Raw genomic sequence first — 22,178 nt, forward strand, 5'->3', positions numbered from 1 at the left:
CGACGGACAGGGGAAGCGGCATGGGGCTGGGACTGGATCGACGGGGTTTCCTCCGGGGCGCGGCCGGGCTGTCGGCCGCCGGTGTGCTGGCGGGTGTGGGCAGCGGGCAGTACACGGCGGACGCGGCCCAGCGCCGGGCGCCCCGGCTGTCCGTACAGGACTGGATGTCGGCGCTCGGCGACGCCACCCCCGTCCAGCGGCTCACCATCCCCGGCACCCATGACTCGGGCGCCCGGGTGGGCGGCCCCTGGGTCGCCTGTCAGAACACCCCCGTCGACGCCCAGCTGAACAGCGGTATCCGCTTCCTGGACGTCCGCTGCCGGGCCATCGACAACGTCTTCGCCATCCATCACGGCGCCTTCTACCAGGAGTTGATGTTCGGTGATGTGCTCAACGCCTGCCGGGCGTTCCTGCAGGCACATCCCTCCGAGACGGTGCTGATGCGGGTCAAGCAGGAGTACTCGGAGGTCAGCGCGGAGGAGTTCCGCCGGATCTTCGGCAGCTACCTGGACGACAAGGGCTACCGGTCGCTGTTCCGGCTGGACGCCGGGCTGCCGACGCTGGGTCAGGCCCGCGGCCGGGTGGTCCTGCTGGCGGACTCCGACGGTCTGGGCGGCGTCCGTTACGCCGATCCTCAGCTGTTCGACATCCAGGACGACTACATGGCGGAGCCGTTCGGGAAGTACCCGAAGATCGAGGCCCAGTTCCGCAAGGCCGTCACCCAGCCCGGCAAGCTCTTCGTCAATTACGTCAGTACCGCGGCGCTGCTTCCGCCCCGCTCCAACGCGGACCGTCTCAACCCGCAGGTCAAGCGGCTGCTGGAGGGCCCGGAAGGGAGCGGCTGGACGGGCCTGGGGATCGTCCCGATGGACTTCCCGAACGAGGCCGGCCTGACGGAGACGCTGATCCGGCACCAGCTCGCGGGGCAGGGGGTGCGGCTCGCGGCGTGAGCGGGAGCCACGGGGCACGTGGCCGTCCGGCACCCGCCCGTCCGGCACGCCGCGGAGGGCCGGGGCCGGCACCCGGCGGGTCACCCGACCGGCCCAGCGGGCCGCGTTCCGGCGGCGCGGCCGTCCCGCTCGCCGCGGCCTGACCGCCGGGCCCCTCGGGTGGCGGGTGCGCCGGGGGTTCCAATGCGGCTTTTTGTTCGTGATCTTCGTCGCCTGAGCGGAATGTTGCGCCAAGTGACCGAACCACGGCACGCATCCGTGCATCAGACTGGGTGAAATGTCTGGTTCCGGTGTCACCCCAGCATCCGACGGGGTAATGCCGGCTGATGCGGCGAGGCGGCGGCTGGTGAAGACGAGCGCACGCGGGACCGAGCCGGCGGACCACGCCGGCGGGGCGGACCGGAACGCCGGGGCACCGGCGGCCGAGGACTGCCTCGGTCCCGGCGGCCCGGCCTGCACGGGCCGCGGCCGGGCCGGCGTTCCGCTGCGGGCGACCCTGGCGCTCGGGGTGCTGACCGTGGTCGTGGGCAGCACCGCGCTGGCTCTGGGGCCCCCGTCACGCGATCCGTTCCTCGCCGCCGGGGACACCGCCACCGGCTCCTATCTCGCGACCCGGGCCGACGGCGAGCAGGCCGCCGCCGCGGTGCTCGCCGGCCCCTACGAGGAACGGCCGGGGCCGCCGGTGACGGCACAGTACGGCGGTGGGACGGCGGCCCCGCCGGCACCGGTACCACTGACGGCGTCCCGGCCCCTGCGGGCGGTCCCGGCGGCGCCCGCACCGGCGATCGGTGCGCTCTTCTCCCCCGGCGACGACGGCGCCCCGGTCCACCACTGCACGGCCAGCGTGGTGCATGCCCCCGGCGGTGACCTCATCGTCACCGCGGCGCACTGTGTGCACGACGCCGGCTTCCGTACCCGGCTGGTGTTCGCGCCCGGCCTGCACGACGGGATCGCGCCGTACGGCCTGTGGGTGCCCACCCGGATCCATGTCGACCCGCGCTGGATCAGCGACCGGGACCCCGACCACGATGTGGCATTCCTGCGGGTGCGCCGGGCGGGGCAGCCCGGCGGCCGGATCGAGGAGGTCACCGGCGCCGAACGGATCCGGTTCGGCGCACCGGCCGGACGCCCTGCGCAGCTGACCGGTTACCCCGAGGACCAGGACACCCCGGTCAGCTGCCGGCATACGGCGGACGCCCAGGGCCCGGCCCAACTCCGGTTCATCTGCCCGGGTTTCCCGAACGGGACGAGCGGCGGGCCGATGCTCACCGACCTCGACCCGGCCACCGGCACCGGGTCGCTGATCGGCGTGATAGGCGGTCTCCACGAGGGCGGCGACGACTTCGTGTCGTACAGCAGCCGGTTCGGCGCGGATGTGGCCGCGCTCTACCGGCGGGCGACCACGGAGCCGGACCCGCGGGCCGCCCAGCCCGGCTCCCGGGCCGCCGCGTCCGGTGTCATGCCCCGCGCGGCACCACGGTCTTGAGGACGGACGGCAGCGGGTACCAGTCGGCGGTGGCGAAGCTGGCGTGCGCCGCGGCGAGTTGCCGGACCCGGGCCAGTGCCTGCGCCTCGGTCGGGCGGGTGCCGTCGATGACCGGCGGCACATTGTGGGCGTCGGTCATGATGAGCAGGTAGTTGCGGGTGTCGTACCAGGAGGTGTCGATACTGCCGTTCAGATAGGTCGCGGCGTCGCCGTCGAAGACCACGAACCAGGGACGCAGCGCCGGGTCGGCGTAGCGCTCACGGGGGTCGCCGGGAGCGGCCCCGTGCACCGCGGGGAACGCCGTCGACTGCGCCAGCTTCCCTTGTGCCGCAAGGTCTTTGAGGTGACCGGCGTACTCGACGTCCGTCCACAGCTTGTCGAACGGGTTCTTCTCCTCGACCGTGCCGGGTATCAGCTCGAACAGGAACTTGCCCGCCAGGTCGGCCCGGGAGGGCCAGCCGCCGGCCCGCACCGCCTCGTCGGCGGTGGCGTGCCGGCCGGTGAGGTCCCCGGGGCCGTAGACCGCATCGCCCAGCTTCTGCCTCACCAGCCCATCGAACTCGGCGGGCCCGCGGCCGCCCTTGGCGTTGAAGCCGTCCTTCATCTCGACCTTGAGCAGGATCGGGCGGTGGCCGGGGTGGGCGTCGTGCCAGGCCTTCATGTCGGCCAGGCAGCCGGCGAAGTCCTGATCGCGGTTCTTGGTACGCAGCTCCGAGGCGTTCGCGGCGCCTTCGCAGTTGCTGTTGTTCCCGAGCGGGTTGCTGTGCGAGACGCGCCAGGACCGGCCCAGTCCGTTGGACCAGAGGTCGAGTTCGAGCAGTGCGGCGCCGGAGTCCAGGGCGTCCGCGAAGTAGTGGTACTTCTCCTTGTCATAAGCGTTGTGGACACCCACGGACGTGCTGGTGCCGTATGTCGTGGCGGCCGGCTCGGCGCCTGCGGGTCCGCTCACCGCGATCACTGCCGCCGCCGCGGCGGCCACCGTCCCCACACACCGCTTTCCGTTCATGTGCCCCGCTTTCCTCTAGGTCTTCGGCCGCCGGCACTGCTCCCGAACGCCCCTTCGGCCGGTGCCTCCCCCGGCCGACCGGGGAGCAGCGTACGGGAGTTCGGCAGATGAGGGACCATAAGGGCCGCGACAGACAAGGAAACAGCAGATGACAGGAACCGCCGTGGAGGGCGCATGACCGACAGACACCCCACCGAACTCGCACCACGTACCGGAGTGCCGCTCGCCGCGGCCGTGCTCACCGGGACGGTCGCGCTCTACATCACACTCGTCGCCTTCGGCAACATCACCGACTTCGGCACCAACCGGGACTTCGTCCGCCATGTGCTGGCCATGGACACCACGTTCAAGGACCCGGACCTGATGTGGCGGGCCCTCACCTCGCAGGCGGTGCAGGACACCGCGTATTTGGCGATCATCTCCTGGGAGACGGTGACCGCGGTGGTGCTGCTCGCGGCCACCGCGCTCTGGTTCATCGGGGCCCGGCGCGGCAGCATCGCCCGTGCCCGGCAGCTGAGCACGGTCGGGCTGCTGATGATGGTGCTGCTGTTCGGGGTGGGCTTCCTCGCGATAGGCGGCGAGTGGTTCTCGATGTGGCAGTCCAAGCAGTGGAACGGCTTGGAGGCCGCGACCCGCAACCTCACGGTCGCCGGGATCGCGCTGGTGGTGGTCCATCTGCCGGGTGCGGCCGGGAAACAGGGAAGCGGGGAGTAGCGGGCACCCGGCCCACCACTCCCCGCCACGCCCTCTTACCCCCCATCTCTGCCGGCGGGCCGGAAAAGTCCGGCCCGTCGGCAGAAGGGCACCAGGCCTCAGCCCGCCGCGTAGACGTCCTCGATGTAGCGTCCTGAGGCGGTCAGTTCGCGCAGCCAGGCCTCGGACTCCTGGGGCGAGGCGCCGGTGCTCGCGCCGTGCAGGTCGCGGAAGGCGGCCCGTACCCCGGGTGCCATCCGGCTGCCGTCCCCGCAGACGTACACCCGCGCGCCGGCCTGCAGCAGCTCCCACACCTCGGCTGCCTCGGCGGCGATCCGGTGCTGGACGAAGCGGTGGCCGTTCTCGGGGCGTTCGCTGAAGACGGGGCGTACGGAGATGACGCCGGCGGCTTCGGCGGCGGCGAACTCCGCGGCGTGCAGGAAGTCGGCCTCCGGGTCGTCGCAGCCGAAGTAGAGCCGGGCGGGGGCCTGCTGGCCCGTGGCGAGGCGGTCGGCGACGGCGCCGCGGAACGGCGCGAGACCGGTACCCGCGGCGATGAGGATGACGGGGGTGTCATCGGCCGCATCGAGCCGGAAGGCCTCGCGGCAGGGCTGGACGCGGGCCAGGACGGTGTCGCCGGGCCGCACACCGTGCAGGTAGGACGAGCCGGTGCCGCCGGGCAGCAGCGAGACCATCAGATCGGCGTGCCGGGCGTCGGCGGCGGGTGAGGACGACAGGGAGTAGTGCCGGATGCGCAGGGCCGGCAGCAGCTCCAGGACCGTCGGCCAGGGCAGCGCGCCGCGCAGCGCCGGGTGGGCCTCGATCAGGTCGATCAGGGTGCGCGGGTCGTCCTCGGCGAGGTTCTCCAGGGCGTGGCGCTCGGGCGGGCAGGGGTTGAGCGCGGCGAGCACGGCAACCTGCTCCGGCGTGGGCCGCATGCCCAGCTCCAGGTGGTGCGTCAGCAGTTCGCGCACCGTCAGGGGCCGGTCGACGGGCAGGGTGTCGCGCCCGGCGCGGCGGCCGGAGTGCAGCGCGAGGACGGTGTCCGGGTCGGCGCCCAGGGCGCGGGCGGCCCGCTCGACGGCGGCCGGGGCGTTGGCCGGCAGCACCGCGAGGTGGTCGGCGGTGCGGTAGCCGGCGCCGTCCGGCAGGGCGATGCGCAGGAAGCGCTTGGGCCGCGGCCAGCCCTCGGCGGTGAGGTCGTGGGCCTCGGTGACGGTCATCGGGACGAGGCCGTGGCGGGCGGCGAGCGCGTCCAGCGGGCCGCCGGTGACCTCGGTGACGGTGTAGTCGGTGTCCTCCGCCGCGGCCGGTTCGGCGGCGCCGATGCTCGCCGGGTCGCCGTAGCGCGTCAGCAATTGAGTGCGCAGCGCCGCGGTGAACTCCTTGACGGTGCCGCTGAGGTCGCCGGAGGCGTCGGCCTCGGCGCGCGGCAGCAGCCGGTCGCCGCCGAGTGCGTCGAGCCGGTCGTCGATGAGGGTCGGTATGTGCTGGTAGGTGGCGGCCCAGTTGCGGTCGCCGACGCCGAGGACGGCGAACGGGAGACCCGCGGCGGCGCCGTCCTGCGCGGTGTTCAGCCACTCGACGAAGGCGGCGGCGTCGTCGGTGGGCCGGCCGTTGTAGGAGGCGGCGACGATGACGACGGGCCGGTCGGCGGGCAGCGCACCGGCGTGGGCGTCCAGCGGCGCCACATCGGCGGCGAAGCCGAGTCCGGTGGTCTCGTCGGCGAGCCGCTCGGCGAACTCCCGGCAGGTGCCGTAGTTGCTGCCGTGCAACAGCAGCAGGCCGGTGCCCTGGACGGCGCGGGTGGGCAGCCCGTCGTCGGTCGCGGTGTCGTCCGCGGTGCCGGCGCCGCCGCCGGGGAGCACGGCCAGCGCGGCGCGGACCGCGGCCCGGTCGGCGGGCGTACGGGCGGCCAGGGTGAGGGTGAACCCGTCGGGCTTGAGGGTCAGCGTCTCCTTGATGCGCAACTGGTAGTCGTGGTGGTCGATCAGGCGGTAGCGGTGGGCGAGGAGAGCGAGCAGCATGGTCGCCTCGTGGAGCGCGAACTGCCGCCCGATGCAGGCGCGTTCACCGGTTCCGAAGGGCTTGTAGGCATGCGGGGAGCGGGCCGCCTCGGCCTCCGGGCTGAAGCGGGAGGGGTCGAACAGCTCGGGGTTGTCGCCCCAGACGGGATCGCGGTGCAGCATCGGGGTCAGCACCGTGACCAGTTCCCCCGCCTTCACCGGCCAGCGGCCGCCGAGCAGCGTGTCCTCGCGCGCCTGCCGGGTGAAGGCTGCGGCGGTGGGCCACAGCCGCAGCGCTTCGTTGAGGACCTGCCGGGTGAACGGCAGCCGTCCGATGTCCTCGAACGAGGGGTCGGGGTCGGCCTGGTCGCCCCACAGCTCGTCGGCCTCGCGCTGGACCATGCGCAGCGCGAGCGGGTCCTTGAGCAGGTGGTAGAGGGCGAAGGAGAGCGCGCCCGAGGTGGTCTCGTGACCGGCGATCAGGAAGGTGATGACCTGGTTGCGGATGTTGGCGAGGTCGAGGGACGGCGTGCCGTCGCCCTGGCCGCCGGCGCCGAGCATCAGGCCCAGCAGGTCGTCGTCCCCGGTCTCGCCGCTTTCGGTCCGGGCGGTGATGACCTCGTCGACGACCGAGGCGAGATAGTCGGCGTCGGCCTGGAACGCCGCGTCCGCCGCGGAGTGGTCCGCATCCGGATCCCGGGAGAACTTCGTCATGCTCCATTCGAGGCAGCGCACCATCGCCTCGACGAACGGATGCGCGCTGTCGCCGCGGGAGAACGACTCGAAGTCGAAGCCGAATCCGGCCAGCCCGATGGTGTCCAGCGTCATCCGGGTCATGTCCTCGGCGACCTGGACGGGCGTGCCGTCGGCCACCCGCCGGTCCCAGGCGGCCATCACCCGGCGGGCGACCTTGAGCATCGCCGGGTGGTAGGTGCGCATCGAGCCGAGCGCGAAGGCCGGCATCAGGACCTCGTGTGCCTTGGCCCAGTTCGGCTCGTCGTTGTAGGCGGTGAACAGACCGTCACCGGCGAACTCTCTGACGTTCTCCAGGACGACCGAGACGCCCTTGGCGAAGCGTGACTCGTCGGCGACCTCGGTGACCAGGTCCAGCGAGGAGAGGAACAGCGTCTCGCGCTCGCCGAACTTGCGCTTGAAGACCGGGCCGTGGAGCCGGGCGAGTTCCATGGACTGCTGGATGGGCGTGTGGGTGAGCCCGACAGTCGTGAGGTCGGCCACCGGAATGCCGTCATCGACGGCGCGTTCGTCGCTGTGGAGCGCGATGGTGTCGGTCATGTCTCCAGCGTGCAGGCCCCTACGTACAGGTCACGCCCGGACAACTGCATGATTGTGCAGTGGTTTTTCGGTGCGCGCTCTTGCGCACGGACTGAGAAGGAGCAATGGACAACGGGACTGCCGACGGAACGCCGGACGCGGACGCAGCCGCGGGCGGAGGGGGCAAGGCGCCCTGTGAGCGCGCATACATCGACCCCGCCGGGCCGTACGCGGGCGGCCCGTGGCGCAACTACTTCCTGATCCTGCTGGACCGCATCCCCACGCCGATCGCGGTGTGCCGGGCCCACGGCGAGGTGCTGATCGCCAATCCGGCGATGGCCGAGCAGTGGGGCACGGCCCCGGGAGCGCTGCGCGGCCGCAACCTGCTGGACCTGTTCCAGCCCCGCGCGATGGCCCAGATCGACCGGCTCACCGAAGCCCTGCGCCTGGGACGCCGTTCCCGCTATCCGGTCGAGGTGCGCTGGCGCGCCGGGACGGACGGGGCCGAGCGGGAAGGGGAACTGACCATCGACCCGGTGGGTGACCCCTCGGTGAACCCGCCCGCCCTGCTGGCGCTGCTGCGGGTGCGTGAGGACGCTCCGCAGCAGACACCGCGCGGTGCGGTGAGCCCGGTGGAGGCCCGGATCCTGGCGCTGGCCGCGGGCGGCGCGACGACGGCGTCGATCGGTACGGCACTGGGGCTGACGGTCGACGGGGTGAACTACCACCTCACCCGGCTGGCCCGCCGCTGGCGGGTGCAGGGCCGTACCGCGCTGGTCGCCAGGGCGTATGTGCTGGGAGTGCTGTCCCCGGACAGCTGGCCCCCGGCTCCCGCCTGACCGGGCCGCAGCCTGCACGGGGCCGGCAGCGCGCGACCAGCGGTACCTGGCCCGGCACTCCGTCGGCACATCTGTTCGGATAGCCTCCCTGGTGTGGAGGAGAACGCAGCCGCGCCGTTCGAGCGCGGAACGGACGGCCCGAAGGTCATCGTCGTCGGCATCGACGGCTCCGACTCGTCGTGGCGTGCCGCCTCGTACGCGGCGGGCCTGGCCAGGCGCCAGTCGTCGAAGCTGGTGCTGGTCTACGTCCAGCCGGTGCTGCCGGCCGGGGCCGCGTTGGGTGCCCCGGTCGCGGATGCGACCGACCAGGTCGCCGAGGAGCTGATGGCCGAGATCCGCAAGGCGACCGAGCGGCTGGCGGGGATGTACAGCCTGCGCTGGGAGTTCCACACCCTGCGCGGCGACCCGTACAACGGCATGGTGCAGATGGCCGACGAGCTCAAGGCCGACGCCGTGGTGGTCGGCGCCTCGGAGCAGGCCGGGCACCGCATCATGGGCTCGGTCGCGGTGCGCCTGGTCAAGGCCGGGCGCTGGCCGGTCACCGTCGTCCCCTGAGCCGGACACCCCAGGGCCCGCCCCTGCGCTCCGCTGGTGGGGCGGGCCGCCCTGAGGCACGGTGGACAGTGCACGGGCGGAGCGCCGCCCCGGCCAGGGAGACCACCGTGACCGACCGCACGTATCGCGTGACCGAGATCGTCGGTACGTCCCATCAGAGCGTGGACGCCGCGATCGAGAATGGCATCAAGCGCGCCTCGCAGACCCTGCGCAACCTCGACTGGTTCGAGATCAGCCAGGTCCGCGGGCATATCGTCGACGGCGCGATCGACCATTACCAAGTCGGCCTGAAGGTCGGATTCCGGCTCGAGGACGCCGATTGACGCCCCTCCCGTGTACGTCTCCCGGCGAGTCCCGGCAGTACTAGGGAGTCGCCTTCCCTAGTGGCCCCCAAGGGGCCATGATGATCCGCCGTCGGACCACGACGGAGCGTACGGAGGGATGACGTATGGGGCTGCGTGCGGGGCAGGGCATTTTGCGCCGTAAACCGATCGAACACATTCAAGAGGCGGAAGGCACCGCGAGCGAGCAGCTCACCCGGGCGCTCGGCCTGTGGCAGCTGACGGCCATCGGCGTCGGCGGCATCATCGGCGCGGGAATCTTCACGCTGGCCGGCACCGTCGCGAACGGGAAGGCGGGCCCCGCGGTCCTGATCTCCTTCCTCATCGCGGGCATCGCAAGCGCCGCGGCCGCGTTCTCCTACGCGGAATTCGCCGGGCTGATCCCGAAGGCGGGCTCGGCCTACACCTACGGTTACGCGGTCCTCGGCGAGGTGGCGGGCTGGTTCATCGGCTGGGACCTGCTGCTGGAGTACACCGCGATCGTGGCCGTGGTCGCGATCGGCATCTCCGGATACTTCGGCTTTCTGCTGGGCGAACTGGGCCTCGATCTGCCCGCCTGGATGCTGGGCGCGCCGGGAACGGGGCCGGGACACCAGGTGGACCTCTTCGCCGCGGTGCTCTGCCTTCTGATCGCCTATCTGCTGACCCTGGGCATCAAGAACGCCGCACGCTTCGAGACGATCGTGGTGGCCCTGAAGGTCCTGGTGGTCATCGTGGTGATCGCGGTCGGCTTCTTCCACATCAAGACCTCGAACTACACGCCGTTCTTCCCGTTCGGCGTGAGCGGCGCCTTCACCGGCGCGGCCACCGTCTTCTTCGCGGTCTTCGGCTATGACGCGATGAGCACCGCGGCCGAGGAGTCCAAGGACGCCCAGCGTCATATGCCCAAGGCGATCATGTATTCGCTGGCCATCTCGATGGTGCTGTACGTCCTGGCCTGCCTGGTCCTGACGGGTATGCAGAACTACAAGGACATCGACCCGGAGAGCGGCTTCTCCTCGGCGTTCAAGTCGGTGGGCCTGAGCAGCCTGGCGGATGTCATCGCGGTCGGCGCGATCATCGGCATTCTGACCGTCATGTTCACCTTCATGCTCGGCGTGACCCGGGTGTGGTTCTCGATGAGCCGGGACGGACTGCTGCCGAAGTGGTTCGCCAAGACCAGCCCCAAGCACCATGTGCCGACCCGGGTGACCTGGATCGTCGGCATCGCCTCCGCGGTCATCGCGGGATTCCTCCCGATCGGCGAGGCCGCCGAGCTGACCAACATCGGCATCCTGCTCGCGTTCGCGGTGGTCTGCACCGCGGTGATCGTGCTCCGTTACAAGCGTCCCGAACTACCGCGGACGTTCCGTACGCCGGGGATGCCGGTGGTGCCGGCCATCGGGGTGTGCTTCTCGATCTGGCTGATCACGTTCCTGGAATGGCAGACCTGGGTGCGGTTCGTGGTCTGGTTCCTTATCGGCATGGTCATCTACTTCACCTACTCCTACCGCCGCTCGAACCTGGCACGGGCGGAGCGGGCGAGCGCCGGCGGGAAGAGGCCGTGAGCCGCGGCGGATGACGGACGGGCGGGGCCGGCGGACGACGGCCCCGCCCGTCCGCGGCATCAGAAGACGAACGGCCCCGGAGACTGCGGCGACGTGGCGTTGCAGGTGGCCGTGATACCGAAGACCACGACCTTCAGGGACTTGGCCGCCAGCTTGTCGCCCGCGGCGACCGTGCCGCGGAGCGGACCGGTGGAGACCTGACTGCCGGCCGGGATGGCCGGGTTGGAGCTGCCGGTGAACGTCGTGCTCCCGGAGCCGTTCTTGGTGAGGGTCAGCGTGGAGCTGACCGTGTTCGCGCCGACGTCTATCGGCGAGGTGATCGCCGACGTGGAAAGGCTGATCGTCGCGGCCGTGCCGTTCTGGGTCGCGGTGAGCGTCGCCTTACCGGAGCCGAATCCACCGCAGTCGAACGAGACGGTGGCGGTGCCGGGGGTCACCGCGGCGGCGGCCGGAGCCATCGCCAGTGTGCCCGCCGCGGCGAGGGCGAAGCCAAGCGCCGTACCGAGTCTGAGCGTGCCTGGTCCGAGGTGTCTCATGGGGGAGTACCGCCTTCTTGAGGGGGGTGCAGGCCCATGGCCCCGGCCGTCGGGGGGACGCGCGGGAACGGCCGGCGGCCACGCGGGAGGCCGCGGTCGGCCCCCCGTGCCGACCACCGTCCAGATCTGACGGATGGTCAGCGACCTGAATCGCTGACCATTGAGGCACGCACGCCTGAAGAGAGCAAGAAAGCCACCTCATGATTTTTGACGTGCCTACACCAAAACGAGCCATGGCCCGGAGCCGCTTCCTCGGGTGCTGCTGACAGTTGAGGGCCGCACCCCGCGCCGGAGTGCAGCCCTCGGATCAGGCGCCTACGACAGCCGGCCGCCGTACGGCACGGTGATCAGTTCCATGGCGTGGCCGGCCGGGTCCATGAAGTACACCCCACAGCCGCCGTCATGGTGGTTGATCTCGCCGGGATGCTGCCGTTGCGGGTCGGCGTAGTGCTCGATGCCGCGCTGCATGATCCGCGCGTATGCCGCATCGAACTCCTCCTGGGAGACCAGGAAGGCGTAGTGCTGCGGCGTGATGCTTTCCGCGGGAATCGTGGCGAAGTCCAGCGTGACGCCGTTGCTCAGGCCGACGGCGATGAAGGGGCCCCACTCCGCGGTGATCTCAAGGTCCAGCAGGTCCACGAAGAACTCGGCGGACTCCCGGTTGTTCCGGGCGTGGATGATCGTGTGGTTCAACTCAACTGACAAGGAATGCCTCCAGGGGCATCTCCCGGACACCTCCATGCCTCACCCAGCCGGTGACCGACACGCGATGTCGCTGCGCATCCTAAGGCGTGTCTGATGAATCTTGGTCCGGCGGTGCCCTGACGCGGGCAGGCGGGAGCACGGCATGATCGGCCCCGAACGGTATATCCGGTAGCTATCAGGGCATTCGGTTGGCAGGCTTGAGCCATGAACTCCCAGCTCAATGACGTGCCCGGTCATTCCTGGCTCGGTGCTCCGATCGATGCCCGTTCTCTGTTCGCCCCTGAACAGGCCGCGCTGATGGCCACGCTGCGCGGCCTGGCATCCGCCGACTGGGGCAAGGAGGCGGTGCCTGGCTGGACCGTCCGCGAACTCGCCGCACACATCCTGGGCGACTTCTACGGACGCCTCGCCCGGGACCGGGACGGCCACCGGGGCGGTCCCGGTTTCGCGCCGGGCGAGACGCTGGAGGCGTTCATCCACCGCATCAATCATGAGTGGGTCGATGCCCACCGCCGGGTGAGCCCGGACGCACTCACCGACACCCTTGACCTGGTGGGCGGGCAGGTTTCCCGGTTCTTCGAGGCCGCCGACCCCGATGCCCCGTCGCTGGGAGTGTCCTGGGCCGGCGTCGACCCGGCGCCCCTGTGGTTGGACAGCGCGCGCGACTTCACCGAGTTCTGGACTCACCGCCAGCAGATCCGCCACGCCATCGGCCGGGACACCGACGCCGATCCGCGGTTCCTGGCCGTGGTCCTGGACACGTTCATGCGGGCCCTGCCGCACACTCTGCGCGAGGTCACCGCGCCGGTCGGCACGCAGGTCCAGGTGTTGACCGACGGGCCGGCCGGGGGCGTCTGGTCGGCGACGGCCACCGAGGACGGCTGGTCGCTCGCCGAGCCAGATGACGAACGTCCCGACGCGGTCGTGCGCTTGGATGCGGAGACCGCCTGGCGCCTGTGCACTCGCGGCATCCAGCCGGGCACCGCCCTGGCCCGCGTCCGTATCGACGGGGACCGTCAACTGGCCGAAGCGGTCTGCCAGATCGTGTCGATCGTCTACTGACATCCATAGCCGGCACCATCACCGCCACCGCACGCCTCGTCCGGCACGGATCACGATCCGTCAGACACCTCCAGGAGTCCGGCGAGTTCCCCCAGAACCCGGGCCGCCGGCGCCGCCTCGATCAGCCACTTCAGATGGCTGCTGTCGAGCGTGCGGACGTCGTACGGGTTGTCCGGTGTCAGCTCGTTGCCCTCGCCGATCAGCCGGTCCTGCAGGGCGGGCGGCAGACTCACATCGCGGGCCAGGCGGACAAAGGTCTTGGGTATCCGGCCCCAGGTCGCGGCCTGCGCCCGGTCGGCGGAGGTGCCGGCGTCCAGGTTCTCGTCGGGCTGGAAGGTGTTCAGGAAGGTCAGGAGCTGCTCGTCGGTGCCGTCGGCGAGGAAAGCCGCCTTGAACGCCGAAAGGACGTCCGCATCCGCTGTGCGGAAGTTGGTACGGAGCAGGCCGAGTTCGGCCGGGTTGCCGACCATCGCCGGGGCCAGGGCGGCGACGTCGACCGTGGCCATCTCCGGCTCGGCGTAGTAGTCGCCGGCGTCGAGCTCGACCGGGCACCAGGCCGAGACGTAGACGAGGCGGTCGATCAGGTCCGGCCGGGCATTGGCCGCGGCCGTGGCCGTCATGCCGCCGCGACTGTGCGAGACGAGGATCACGGGGCCGTTCCGCTTGGCCCGTTCCAGGATCCCGATCAGGTGCGCGGCATTGTCGGCGAGCGTCACGCCCTTGATCGAGCCGGGCTCGGCGGCGAGCCCTTCGAGATCCTGCGGTGCCTGATAGGCGTGCGGGTAGGACGCCCCGAATCCGTGGCCGGGCAGGTCGACGGCGACCGAACGGTGTCCGAGGAGGCCGAGTTCGGCCTGAAGCGGCGCGAAGGAGAAGGAGTTCGCGAAGGCTCCGTGAACCAGTACGAACGTCGGTTGCAGCTGTCTACTCACTACTACTCACTTTCCGGCCTTCGCGGCATCGGCGGCACGCGCGGCGCCGGTCCCTGCGCCGCGAGCCACCTTGTGGCCGAGGAACGGGCCGCCGTCCCGCGGCGCACCGTCCCCACCGCAGGGACGTCTTGGTGCGTGGCAAGCGCCACGCGGTCAAGCGCGGAGTCTTGAGGGCGGCGTGCGAACAGTTGCCCGGTGCCCGATGGCCCACATTACCCAGCGGAAGATCATCCGCACTACCTGTATGAGCCCCTCCGCTTTCCGCGGGTGGCTTCCGATCATGTGTGGTCGTCTCTCGCCGAAGAGGTGGCGAGGGCGTGTCCGCAGCCCGGTGCGTTCGTTGGCCACCGCGCCGGTGGTGGCGGGTGTGGCATACGTCAGGAGCGTGGAACAGTGACCCGTTGGTTCGTGAACAACGTCCCGTCCTGGTTGCTGCTGGCAGGGCTCATCCTCGTTATCGGCGGCGGGACAGCAGTCGTCCAGGCGTTTGTCCGGCACCGTTTCCCTCGCCTCAAGCACGGCGAGCACAACGAGCTCGCCACGTTCGTCTTCCCCGTCATCGCCGTGGTCTACGGGTTCCTCATCGGCTTCATCGTCCTCGCGCTCTGGGGCCAGGTGAACGTGGCGGACCAGACGACACGGACCGAGGGCGCCGTGGCGGTGCAGATGGCCAGGGGCCGCAACGCATTCGGCAAGGCCGAGAGCGCACAGATCCGGCAGAGCCTGATGGAGTACGGACGCGCGGCGGCGGACGAGTGGACCCGCGCCGCGGGCGGCCGTGCCACGCCCGAGGCCGAGAACGCGCTGACCCGCCTGCACCGCGTCTACGAGAACATCAAGCCCCGAAACGATACCCAACGGGCTTTCCTCACCAATGCGCTCGCGTCCCTGAAGGAATTGAGCCTCGCTCGAACGGAACGGCTGCTTCAGGCACGCACCAACATCGGCCCACCCCTCTCCTTGTGGCTGGTGGTCTTTCTGACCAGCGGACTGGTCCTCGGGTTCTCCCTCGTCTTCGGCTCCGAGCAGGCCCGCATGCACTTCGGGATGGTTGGGGCGGTGAGCGTCCTCGTCGCCGCCAACCTGTTCCTCGTCACAGAGCTCTCCTACCCCTTCCTCGGCGAGTTCTCCACGTCGCCGGAGCCACTGAAGGTGCTGATCGAGGTCCTGTCGTCGCCTCATTGAAGTACTCTCCCGGCTGAAGCCGGGAGATTCCTGCTTACCTTGCGGCAGCGGGCTTGACGCGCTTCGCGCGCCTGACGACTGCCCTCCCGGCAGCCGGGATGAGCGCGAGGCCCATCCGGTACAGGTGCAAGACGTTCCGGGCTGCGTTGTGGTCGGCGTTGCCCGACCAGCCGCAGTCCGGGTTCTTGCACACGAACACGGCCTGGCTCTCCCGGTTGCCGGGCGTGGTGAAGCCGCACGCTGAGCAGCGCCTGGAGGTGCCGGGGGCGGGGACCTTGTGCAGGGTGCCGCCGAGCTGGGCGGTCTTGTACGTCAGCACGGTGACCGTCCGGCCCCATGCCTCCCCGCTGATGGAGCGGTTCAGCCCGGACTTCTGGGCGACGTTCTTCCCCGGCTCCTCGATGGTTCCCCTGGCCGACTTGACCATGTTCGTGATGGTGAGCCCTTCGACCACGACGGTGCCGTATGTGCGAGCGATGACGGTGGTCGTCTGGTGCTGCCAGTCCAAGGCCCGCGCTTGGCTTTCGCGCGGAGTCCTGCGATCTGGTCGTAGGTGCGGTGCAGCCGGCGGCTGGTGCGCTCGCCGGGCTTGCGGTGCTGCTTACGCTGCGCTGCGCGCTGCTCCAGGTGCAGAAGCCTGGCCTTCTCCTTGCCGGTCAGCCATTCGCCATGCTCGTACGTTTCGCCGTCCGAGAGGGCTCTGGGCACGGTGACACCCACGTCGATGCCGACGTCCGGCCCCTGGTGGGGATCGGGCTTGACCTCCAGGGCCTGAACACGGAAGGCGATGTGCCGGCCGAGCGCGTCCTTGATCAGTCGTGCCCCGGTGATCCGGTTGTTGGCATTGGCACGCTTGCCGACCGGAAGGCCTTTGGTCCACCGGAAGCGGACCCGGCCCACCTTGGGAATGTTGACCATGCCCCAGCGGCGGTGCACGCGGGTGATGTCCAGGTCGCGGCCCTGCGGAATGTCCACGGACATCACCGTGCGGAACCGGCCCTTGAAGTTCGGGGCGTCGGCGCGGCCCTCCCAGCAGTTCTTCCACGCCCGGAAGTACGTCTTGAGTACCGCTTGCGCGGCCTGGGCCGGGAGGGCGGCCAGGAAGTCGATGTCCTCGCGGGCCTGTCGGATCGCGGCGTCCGCGTTCGCAAGAGTCCGCATTTCCTTCGGCATCATCCGCCACCACGCGTGGAGAAGATTCCACATCGTGCGGGCCGCGTGCGCCTGATCATCCGCCGCGCGAACCCCGGCAGGAAACAGCGAGAGCCGGGCACGGTGCCCGAACTTCCGCTTGACCAGGGCGTCTTGACTCACGACCGAGAGCATAGCATTGGTTTATGTCACCGCGCTGGAATCCTAATCCCGACGTACGCACCGGACGTCACGTCGTCTACAACCTGCATGTTCATTTGGTTTTCGTCACGAAGTACCGGCGTTCTGGTCCGGTTCCTACTTCGCAGGATCATGCGGCGGGGCACCCCTGACCGTCGTCAAGCAGTACATCGAAAACCAGCAGCGTCCCGTCTGACCGTCACCCCGGAGCCACAGAGCACTCCGGCGCTCCGCGCCTCCAGGCCAAGGATGACCTCCACCCCCGTCCTGAAGGGCGGAGCACTGGCCAAGATCAGAGGTAGACCGCAGAACCGGCTGAGGCCGACGGCCATACGACTGCCGAGGGCGAATCGCCGTCTCAGTCACCGTCTGAAAGCGGCTCTCTTCCGCCCCAGTTGAAGGTGTATGCGGAGAGGCCCGGATCATAGTTGCACCGAACTCCGAAGTCTGGCAGTTCACATTCATCATGAAGCCAGCCGACCATGGTGACCGCGGCGACTTCCGGGCGATAGTCAGCGATGGGGTAAGTCAGGCTGCGAATCTTGATATACATCCCTTCGGGATGCATCGAAGAAATCAACTCGCCGGAAAGCGACGCGCCAAAGCATAGCCAGGCCAGGTCGGTCCAATAGATACCTTCATGGGGCAGGATCCAGAAATTCCTATAGATCCGCACGCCGCTACTGGGCGGAGTCGCCAATCGAAGGCTTTCCGCGGTCAATTCTGCCGCAAGCCCACCCGAAGGGGAAATTTTGCTGCGATATTTGAACACACGCTCCATGAGGTGACCCGTCAGCCGAATTTCAAGAGATGGGACATGCGCAATTCAAGTGGTTCGCGGGGCACATTCCGGCGGGTCCGCGGCGGAACGGGACGGCGGGATGCCACGCACGACACCAGCTCTGCCCCCGGATCCGGGCGCATGACGCAGCGTCAGCCCGTCCGGCAGAGCCTCCGCACCGCCGATCGCGTCCCCTCCCCGAACTGATGGCGCCAGAGCCACCACGGCAGCCGGCGGTGGGGCACGTACCCCCACAGATCGCCCTCGGCGCCGGCGCCTGTGACGCCCCCAGCTCCGCTCCAGGTGGCCCCAGACCTGCCGGGCGTCGTCCACGGCGTTGCCCAGGACCTCCCGGCGCACCGTACCGAGTTCCGGCGCGTCCGGTCCCTGCTCGTGGATCCGGGCGAACTCCTCACCGCGTGACCCGAGATCGCAGCGCCGCAGGAAGACGATGCCCGCACCCGACCTCGCAGCAGGTGCCGCACACGCCCGAGTTGGCGTTACCGTGCCTCTTGACGTGGACCTGACCGGTGCCAAGAATGAGCGCGTTCTGACAACGTTGTCGACACATGGGTCGCAGAGGGGCCTCCGTATGCCCTCAGAGGCCTCAGCGACCCGGTCCCGGAGGTCTGGAACCATGCCATGGCTCAGTCGCACCCGGCTGCGTGCCGCGGGGGCGGTGCTGGCGGCCGCGCTCATCGGGGGCGCGTTCGCGGTCCCCGCCGCGCAGGCCGAGTCGCCCGGTGGCCCGCTCACCGACCTGGTCAACCCGTTCATCGGCAGCCGGAACGACGGCAACACGTACCCGGGTGCGGCCGTCCCGTTCGGGATGGTGCAGCTCTCCCCGGACACCGGTCATGCCACCGGCTACAGCTACGACGACGACCACATCCGGGGCTTTGGTGCGGTGCACCTCTCCGGTGTCGGGTGCGGACTCGGCGGAGATCTGCCGGTGCTGCCCACCACCGGCGACATCACCGAGACCGACTATGCGAAGTACGCGGCCGGCTACGGCCATGACGACGAGTCGGCCCGGCCGGGCTACTACCGCGTCGGCCTGACGTCCTACGGCGGGATCACCGCCGAGCTGACCGCCACTGCCCGCACCGGCAGGCAGCGCTACACCTTCCCGGCCACCGACAAGGCGAATGTGCTGCTCAATGCGGGCCAGTCGCTGCACAGGACGGTCTCGACGCGGGTCGAGGTGCTGGATTCCCGTACCATCCGGACCGCCATTACCGGACGCGGCTTCTGCCAGGACACCGAGCCGTACACCGTCTACACGATCACCCGCTTCGACCGTCCTTTCGCGTCGTACGGGACCTGGGACGGCGACAAGGTGACGGCCGGCTCCACGGAATCCACCGCCACCGGCCGGCACGGCGCCTATGCCCGGTTCGACACCCGCAAGGACCGGACCGTCGAGGCGACCACTGCCCTCAGCTATGTGGACGCGGCCGGCGCGGCAGCCAATCTCCGGGCGGAGGGCGGCGGTTCCTTCGACCGCGCGAGGGCGGCGGCCGATGCCGCATGGGAGCGGCGGCTGGGGCTGGTGCGGGCCCAGGGCGGTGACACGACGCTGCGCCGCACCTTCTACTCCTCCCTCTACCGGTCCTTCCTCGCGCCGAACATCGGCAGTGACGTGGACGGCCGCTATACCGGCTGGGACCGGAGGACCCATCGCGCCAAGGGGTTCACGTACTACCAGAACTGGTCGTTGTGGGACACCTACCGCACCCAGGCGCAGTTGCTGGCGCTGCTGGCACCACAGGAGTCGCGCGATATGGCGCTGTCGGTCCTGCGGATCGGCAAGGAGAGCGGCTGGCTGCCCAAGTGGGGTTACGGAACGGTCGAGACGAACATCATGACCGGCGATCCGGTCACGCCGTTCCTCACCAACGCCTACCAGCAGGGGCTGCTCAGAGGCCATGAGGAGGAGGCGTACGCGGCCCTGAAGAAGAATGCCGACGGGGTGCCGCCGGCCGGTTCGCCGGCCCTCGGGCGGGAGGCCAACGCGCAGTACCTGAAGGACGGTTTCGCTCCGTACATCAAGGGCCGTCCGCACACCAAGCCCGGTGACTCGGACTTCGACCACGGCGCCTCGGCCACCCTCGAATACGCCCTGTCGGACGCGATGCTGGCACAGATGGCACGCGATCTGGGGCACGGCGGGGACGCGGACCGTTATGCGGCCCGCGCGCAGAACTACCGGAAGATCTTCGACGGTTCGACCGGCTTCTTCCGGGCCCGCGACGCGATGGGCATCTTCACCGGGCCCGCCGATCCGGCCAAGAGCGAGGGCTTTCACGAGGGCACGTCCTGGCAGTACCAGTGGCTGGTACCGCAGGACCTGCCGGGGGTGCTGCGGCTGATCGGCGGCAAGGCGAAGGCCGAGGAGCGTCTGGACGCTTTCTTCGCCTACCGGAAGCTGCTGCAGGATCCGGAGAAGACGGCCCGGGAGGTCTGGGTCAACGGCCCGTACGACTACTACAACGCGGACAAGTACAACCCGCAGAACGAGCCCGACCTCATCGCCCCGTACACCTATCTCTCCACCGGCCACCCCTGGAAGACCACGGATGTGGTGCATGCGGCGCTGACGTTGTTCACCGACGCACCGACCGGTATGACCGGGAACGACGATCTGGGGACGATGTCGGCGTGGATGGTGCTCTCCTCGATCGGGGTGTTCCCGGTGCAGCCGGGCGCCGGCACCTGGGGGCTGAGCACCCCGGTCTTCGACCGGGTGGAGCTGACGCTGGACCGGCGCTACTACCCGGCCGGGCACCTCACCGTCACCGCGCCCGGTACGTCCGCTGCCCACCGCTATGTGCAGTCGGTGCGTCTGGACGGCGCCTGCCACGACCGGACGTACCTCACCACCGATGAGCTGCGGTCGAGCCGTGAACTGGCCTTCACCGTGGGCACGGAGCCGTCCGGCTGGGGCACCGGCGACCATGCCGCGCCACCGCCGGTGGGCACGTCCTCAGCCGCGCAGCAGCAGTCCGGTCGCCAGCGCTGAGATCACCGCGGCGGAGAGCAGGGAGGTGACCAGCCGCCCCCGTGGGCCGGTGAGCGCCCTGCCCAGTACGGTCCCGCCGGCAGCCAGGCACAGTTGCCAGCTCACGGAGGCCAGGGTCACCGCCGTCACGAAGGCGGCGGGGCCGGCGACGCCGGAGCCGGGCGTGCCCGCACCGCCGGCGAGGACCAGCGCCGAGAAATAGAGGACCGCCCAGGGGTTGACCAACGTCAGCCCCAGGAAGGCGAGATAGGCCCGGGCGGGGCGTTGCAGGACGTCCCGTTCCGGGCCGTTGTGCGTGCGGCGGTTGCGCAGTGCTCGGACGGCGGTGCGTAACGCCATGCCGAGCAGGAGGACGGCGGCGAGCACGCGCAGGGGGCCCGCGACCGGTGCGACGGCACGGGAGAGGGCGGCGCCGCCGGCCACCGCGGCCAGCGCGTAGAGGCCGTCGGCGGTCGCCACCCCGAGCGCCGCAAAGGCGCCGACCCGAAAGGAGGTCCGGGCGGTCACGCTCACCAGCAGCACGGCCAGCGCACCGACGGGAACGGCCAGGGCGTAGCCCGCCCACAGTCCCGGCAGAAAGGCATCGGTCAGGATCTCGTTCATGCCGTCCAGCGTCGGGCGCGGCAACCGTGCGGGTCCATCGAAAGTTTCCGCAGGGAATCGTGTGGTAGCTCCGCATGGTTGCCCCTACGCTGCGCGCATGATCGATCCCAGGCTCCAGACCCTGCGCGTGCTGCACACCCAGGGCACCGTCACCGCGACCGCCGCGGCGCTGCATCTGACGCCCTCAACGGTCTCCCAGCAACTGCGTCAGCTCTCGGCCCGGCTCGGGCTGGAACTCCTGGAGCCGGCGGGCCGCAAGGTGCGCCTGACGCCGGCCGCGCTGGCGCTGGTGGAGCACGCCGATGCGCTGTTCCTGCGCTGGGAGGAGGCCCAAGCGGATCTCGCGGGGTACGCGGACGGGGTGGCGGGGCGGCTGCGGATCACGGGGGTCGCGACGGCGATCACGGGGGTGATCGCACCGGCGGTGGCCCGGCTGCGCGCCGAGCTGCCGCGGCTGGCGGTGGAGATCGGGGAGGATCCGGACGTGAACCGGTTCGAACTGCTGCTGGCCGGGCGGGCGGACATCGCCGTGGTGATCGTGGCGGACGGCGCCCCGGCACCTGACGATGCGCGCTTCGTCCAGCAGCCGGTCCTGGAGGAACCGCAGGATCTGCTGGTGCCGGCCGGGCACCGGTTCGCCGGGCGTGCGGCACGGGGCGTGGCACTGGCCGAGGCGGGCGAGGAGAGCTGGATCCGCGCCGGCGATCCGGCCGATCAGCACCGGCTGCTGCTGACCGCCTGCGCCTCGGCGGGCTTCGCCCCGCGGGTGAAGCACCACGCGGTCGACTGGTCCGCGGTCGCGGCGCTGGTCGCGCACGGCTTCGGGATCTGTCTGGTGCCGCGGCTGGCACCGGTGCCGGAGCGGCACCCGGTCGTCAGAGTGCCGCTGCGCGGGGAGCCCCTTCCCGTACGGCGGTTCGTGGCTGCCGTCCGTCGCGGGAGCGAGCGGCAGCCCCCGGTCGCCCGCGGGCTGGCGGCGCTGCGCGCGGCCGCGGGCGAAGGGGAGGCGAAGGGGGTGTGAGAAAAGGCGGGTGCGGACGTCAGTCCTGCAGGGCCTGCCAGAACTCGTCGAAGGACATCCGGCCGTCGCTGTCGGTGTCCTTGGCCCTGATGACCGCCTCGGCGACCGGGCCGGTGACGAACGGGTCGCCCATCTCGGCCATCGCGTGCTTGAACTCTTCCGGCGTGACCTGGCCGTCGCCGTCCGCGTCGAACCGGGCGAACGCCGCCCTGGCCTTCTCGATGTCTGCCATGAGAGGTGCCCCCTTCGTGGTGCTGCGCAGTGCTGCGCGGTGCTGTTGCCTGCTGATCTGACCTGCGTACAT

The 22,178-nt window shown here is 70.3% G+C and carries 19 protein-coding genes and 2 pseudogenes; 12 read left to right on the forward strand and 9 right to left on the reverse strand.

The genetic code is table 11. The features are described from left to right. Positions 1 to 20 precede the first annotated feature (20 nt). Together OHS81_RS04360 and OHS81_RS04365 are read left to right on the forward strand one after the other, a co-directional pair. Positions 21 to 950, forward strand: a complete 930-nt coding sequence (locus OHS81_RS04360) for a phosphatidylinositol-specific phospholipase C (protein ID WP_328382593.1) — start codon at positions 21 to 23, stop codon at positions 948 to 950. A gap of 346 nt (positions 951 to 1,296) precedes the next feature. After that, positions 1,297 to 2,436 (forward strand): trypsin-like serine peptidase, encoded by a 1,140-nt coding sequence (locus OHS81_RS04365; protein WP_328382595.1) that lies wholly within the window; start codon positions 1,297 to 1,299, stop codon positions 2,434 to 2,436. Here the strand turns inward: OHS81_RS04365 and OHS81_RS04370 are convergent. Beyond that, on the reverse strand, positions 2,408 to 3,442 hold the full coding sequence (locus tag OHS81_RS04370; RefSeq protein ID WP_328382597.1) for a phosphatidylinositol-specific phospholipase C domain-containing protein: 1,035 nt from the start codon (positions 3,440 to 3,442) through the stop codon (positions 2,408 to 2,410). The genes OHS81_RS04365 and OHS81_RS04370 overlap by 29 nt on opposite strands. A 174-nt stretch (positions 3,443 to 3,616) precedes the next feature. On the opposite strand from OHS81_RS04370, the gene OHS81_RS04375 reads away from it, so the two are divergent. Continuing rightward, on the forward strand, positions 3,617 to 4,156 hold the full coding sequence (locus OHS81_RS04375) for a DUF2165 domain-containing protein (RefSeq protein ID WP_328382599.1): 540 nt from the start codon (positions 3,617 to 3,619) through the stop codon (positions 4,154 to 4,156). A 98-nt stretch (positions 4,157 to 4,254) separates the two neighbouring features. Here the strand turns inward: OHS81_RS04375 and OHS81_RS04380 are convergent, their stop codons facing one another. Next, positions 4,255 to 7,434: a bifunctional cytochrome P450/NADPH--P450 reductase gene (locus tag OHS81_RS04380; RefSeq protein ID WP_328382601.1), complete on the reverse strand. Its 3,180-nt coding sequence runs from the start codon at positions 7,432 to 7,434 to the stop codon at positions 4,255 to 4,257. A gap of 104 nt (positions 7,435 to 7,538) precedes the next feature. On the opposite strand from OHS81_RS04380, the gene OHS81_RS04385 reads away from it, so the two are divergent. From OHS81_RS04385 to OHS81_RS04400, 4 genes are all read left to right on the forward strand, one after another. Continuing rightward, positions 7,539 to 8,252: a PAS domain-containing protein gene (locus OHS81_RS04385; RefSeq protein WP_328382603.1), complete on the forward strand. Its 714-nt coding sequence runs from the start codon at positions 7,539 to 7,541 to the stop codon at positions 8,250 to 8,252. 93 nt (positions 8,253 to 8,345) lie between these two features. Then, positions 8,346 to 8,807, forward strand: a complete 462-nt coding sequence (locus OHS81_RS04390) for a universal stress protein (protein ID WP_328382604.1) — start codon at positions 8,346 to 8,348, stop codon at positions 8,805 to 8,807. A gap of 107 nt (positions 8,808 to 8,914) precedes the next feature. Continuing rightward, positions 8,915 to 9,130, forward strand: coding sequence for a dodecin (locus tag OHS81_RS04395; RefSeq protein WP_328382606.1), 216 nt, complete (start codon positions 8,915 to 8,917; stop codon positions 9,128 to 9,130). A gap of 125 nt (positions 9,131 to 9,255) precedes the next feature. After that, positions 9,256 to 10,695 (forward strand): amino acid permease, encoded by a 1,440-nt coding sequence (locus OHS81_RS04400; protein ID WP_328382609.1) that lies wholly within the window; start codon positions 9,256 to 9,258, stop codon positions 10,693 to 10,695. A gap of 59 nt (positions 10,696 to 10,754) precedes the next feature. Here the strand turns inward: OHS81_RS04400 and OHS81_RS04405 are convergent, their stop codons facing one another. Then, positions 10,755 to 11,231 (reverse strand): hypothetical protein, encoded by a 477-nt coding sequence (locus OHS81_RS04405; protein ID WP_328382611.1) that lies wholly within the window; start codon positions 11,229 to 11,231, stop codon positions 10,755 to 10,757. A 315-nt stretch (positions 11,232 to 11,546) separates the two neighbouring features. Further along, complete coding sequence (locus tag OHS81_RS04410) at positions 11,547 to 11,936, reverse strand: VOC family protein (RefSeq protein ID WP_328382613.1); 390 nt, start codon at positions 11,934 to 11,936, stop codon at positions 11,547 to 11,549. A gap of 204 nt (positions 11,937 to 12,140) precedes the next feature. Between OHS81_RS04410 and OHS81_RS04415 the strand changes: the two genes are divergently transcribed. Next, positions 12,141 to 12,998, forward strand: a complete 858-nt coding sequence (locus OHS81_RS04415; RefSeq protein ID WP_328382615.1) for a maleylpyruvate isomerase family mycothiol-dependent enzyme — start codon at positions 12,141 to 12,143, stop codon at positions 12,996 to 12,998. Positions 12,999 to 13,048: 50 nt separating this feature from the next. Here the strand turns inward: OHS81_RS04415 and OHS81_RS04420 are convergent, their stop codons facing one another. Next, positions 13,049 to 13,930: an alpha/beta hydrolase gene (locus OHS81_RS04420; RefSeq protein WP_328382617.1), complete on the reverse strand. Its 882-nt coding sequence runs from the start codon at positions 13,928 to 13,930 to the stop codon at positions 13,049 to 13,051. Positions 13,931 to 14,323: 393 nt separating this feature from the next. Between OHS81_RS04420 and OHS81_RS04425 the strand changes: the two genes are divergently transcribed. Next, positions 14,324 to 15,115 (forward strand): bestrophin-like domain, encoded by a 792-nt coding sequence (locus tag OHS81_RS04425; RefSeq protein WP_328382619.1) that lies wholly within the window; start codon positions 14,324 to 14,326, stop codon positions 15,113 to 15,115. A 34-nt stretch (positions 15,116 to 15,149) separates the two neighbouring features. Here the strand turns inward: OHS81_RS04425 and OHS81_RS04430 are convergent. Next, positions 15,150 to 16,429, reverse strand: a pseudogene (locus tag OHS81_RS04430) (RNA-guided endonuclease InsQ/TnpB family protein). Between the two features lie 124 nt (positions 16,430 to 16,553). Here OHS81_RS04430 and OHS81_RS04435 point away from each other — a divergent pair. Then, a pseudogene (locus OHS81_RS04435) lies at positions 16,554 to 16,643 on the forward strand (transposase); the annotation flags it as partial. A 162-nt stretch (positions 16,644 to 16,805) separates the two neighbouring features. Here OHS81_RS04435 and OHS81_RS04440 read toward each other — a convergent pair. Beyond that, positions 16,806 to 17,228: a hypothetical protein gene (locus tag OHS81_RS04440; protein ID WP_328382620.1), complete on the reverse strand. Its 423-nt coding sequence runs from the start codon at positions 17,226 to 17,228 to the stop codon at positions 16,806 to 16,808. Positions 17,229 to 17,865: 637 nt separating this feature from the next. Between OHS81_RS04440 and OHS81_RS04445 the strand changes: the two genes are divergently transcribed. Further along, positions 17,866 to 20,250 (forward strand): GH92 family glycosyl hydrolase, encoded by a 2,385-nt coding sequence (locus OHS81_RS04445; protein WP_328382622.1) that lies wholly within the window; start codon positions 17,866 to 17,868, stop codon positions 20,248 to 20,250. Here the strand turns inward: OHS81_RS04445 and OHS81_RS04450 are convergent. Next, on the reverse strand, positions 20,215 to 20,853 hold the full coding sequence (locus OHS81_RS04450) for a LysE family transporter (protein WP_328382624.1): 639 nt from the start codon (positions 20,851 to 20,853) through the stop codon (positions 20,215 to 20,217). The genes OHS81_RS04445 and OHS81_RS04450 overlap by 36 nt on opposite strands. 97 nt (positions 20,854 to 20,950) lie before the next feature. On the opposite strand from OHS81_RS04450, the gene OHS81_RS04455 reads away from it, so the two are divergent. Next, positions 20,951 to 21,874, forward strand: coding sequence for a LysR family transcriptional regulator (locus OHS81_RS04455; RefSeq protein ID WP_328382626.1), 924 nt, complete (start codon positions 20,951 to 20,953; stop codon positions 21,872 to 21,874). Positions 21,875 to 21,893: 19 nt separating this feature from the next. Here the strand turns inward: OHS81_RS04455 and OHS81_RS04460 are convergent, their stop codons facing one another. Next, entirely contained in the window at positions 21,894 to 22,106 is a 213-nt protein-coding gene (locus OHS81_RS04460) for an EF-hand domain-containing protein (protein WP_086719256.1), read from the reverse strand. Positions 22,107 to 22,178 lie beyond the last annotated feature (72 nt).

It is taken from the genome of Streptomyces sp. NBC_00400 (assembly GCF_036048035.1).
Taxonomy (GTDB): Bacteria; Actinomycetota; Actinomycetes; order Streptomycetales; family Streptomycetaceae; genus Streptomyces.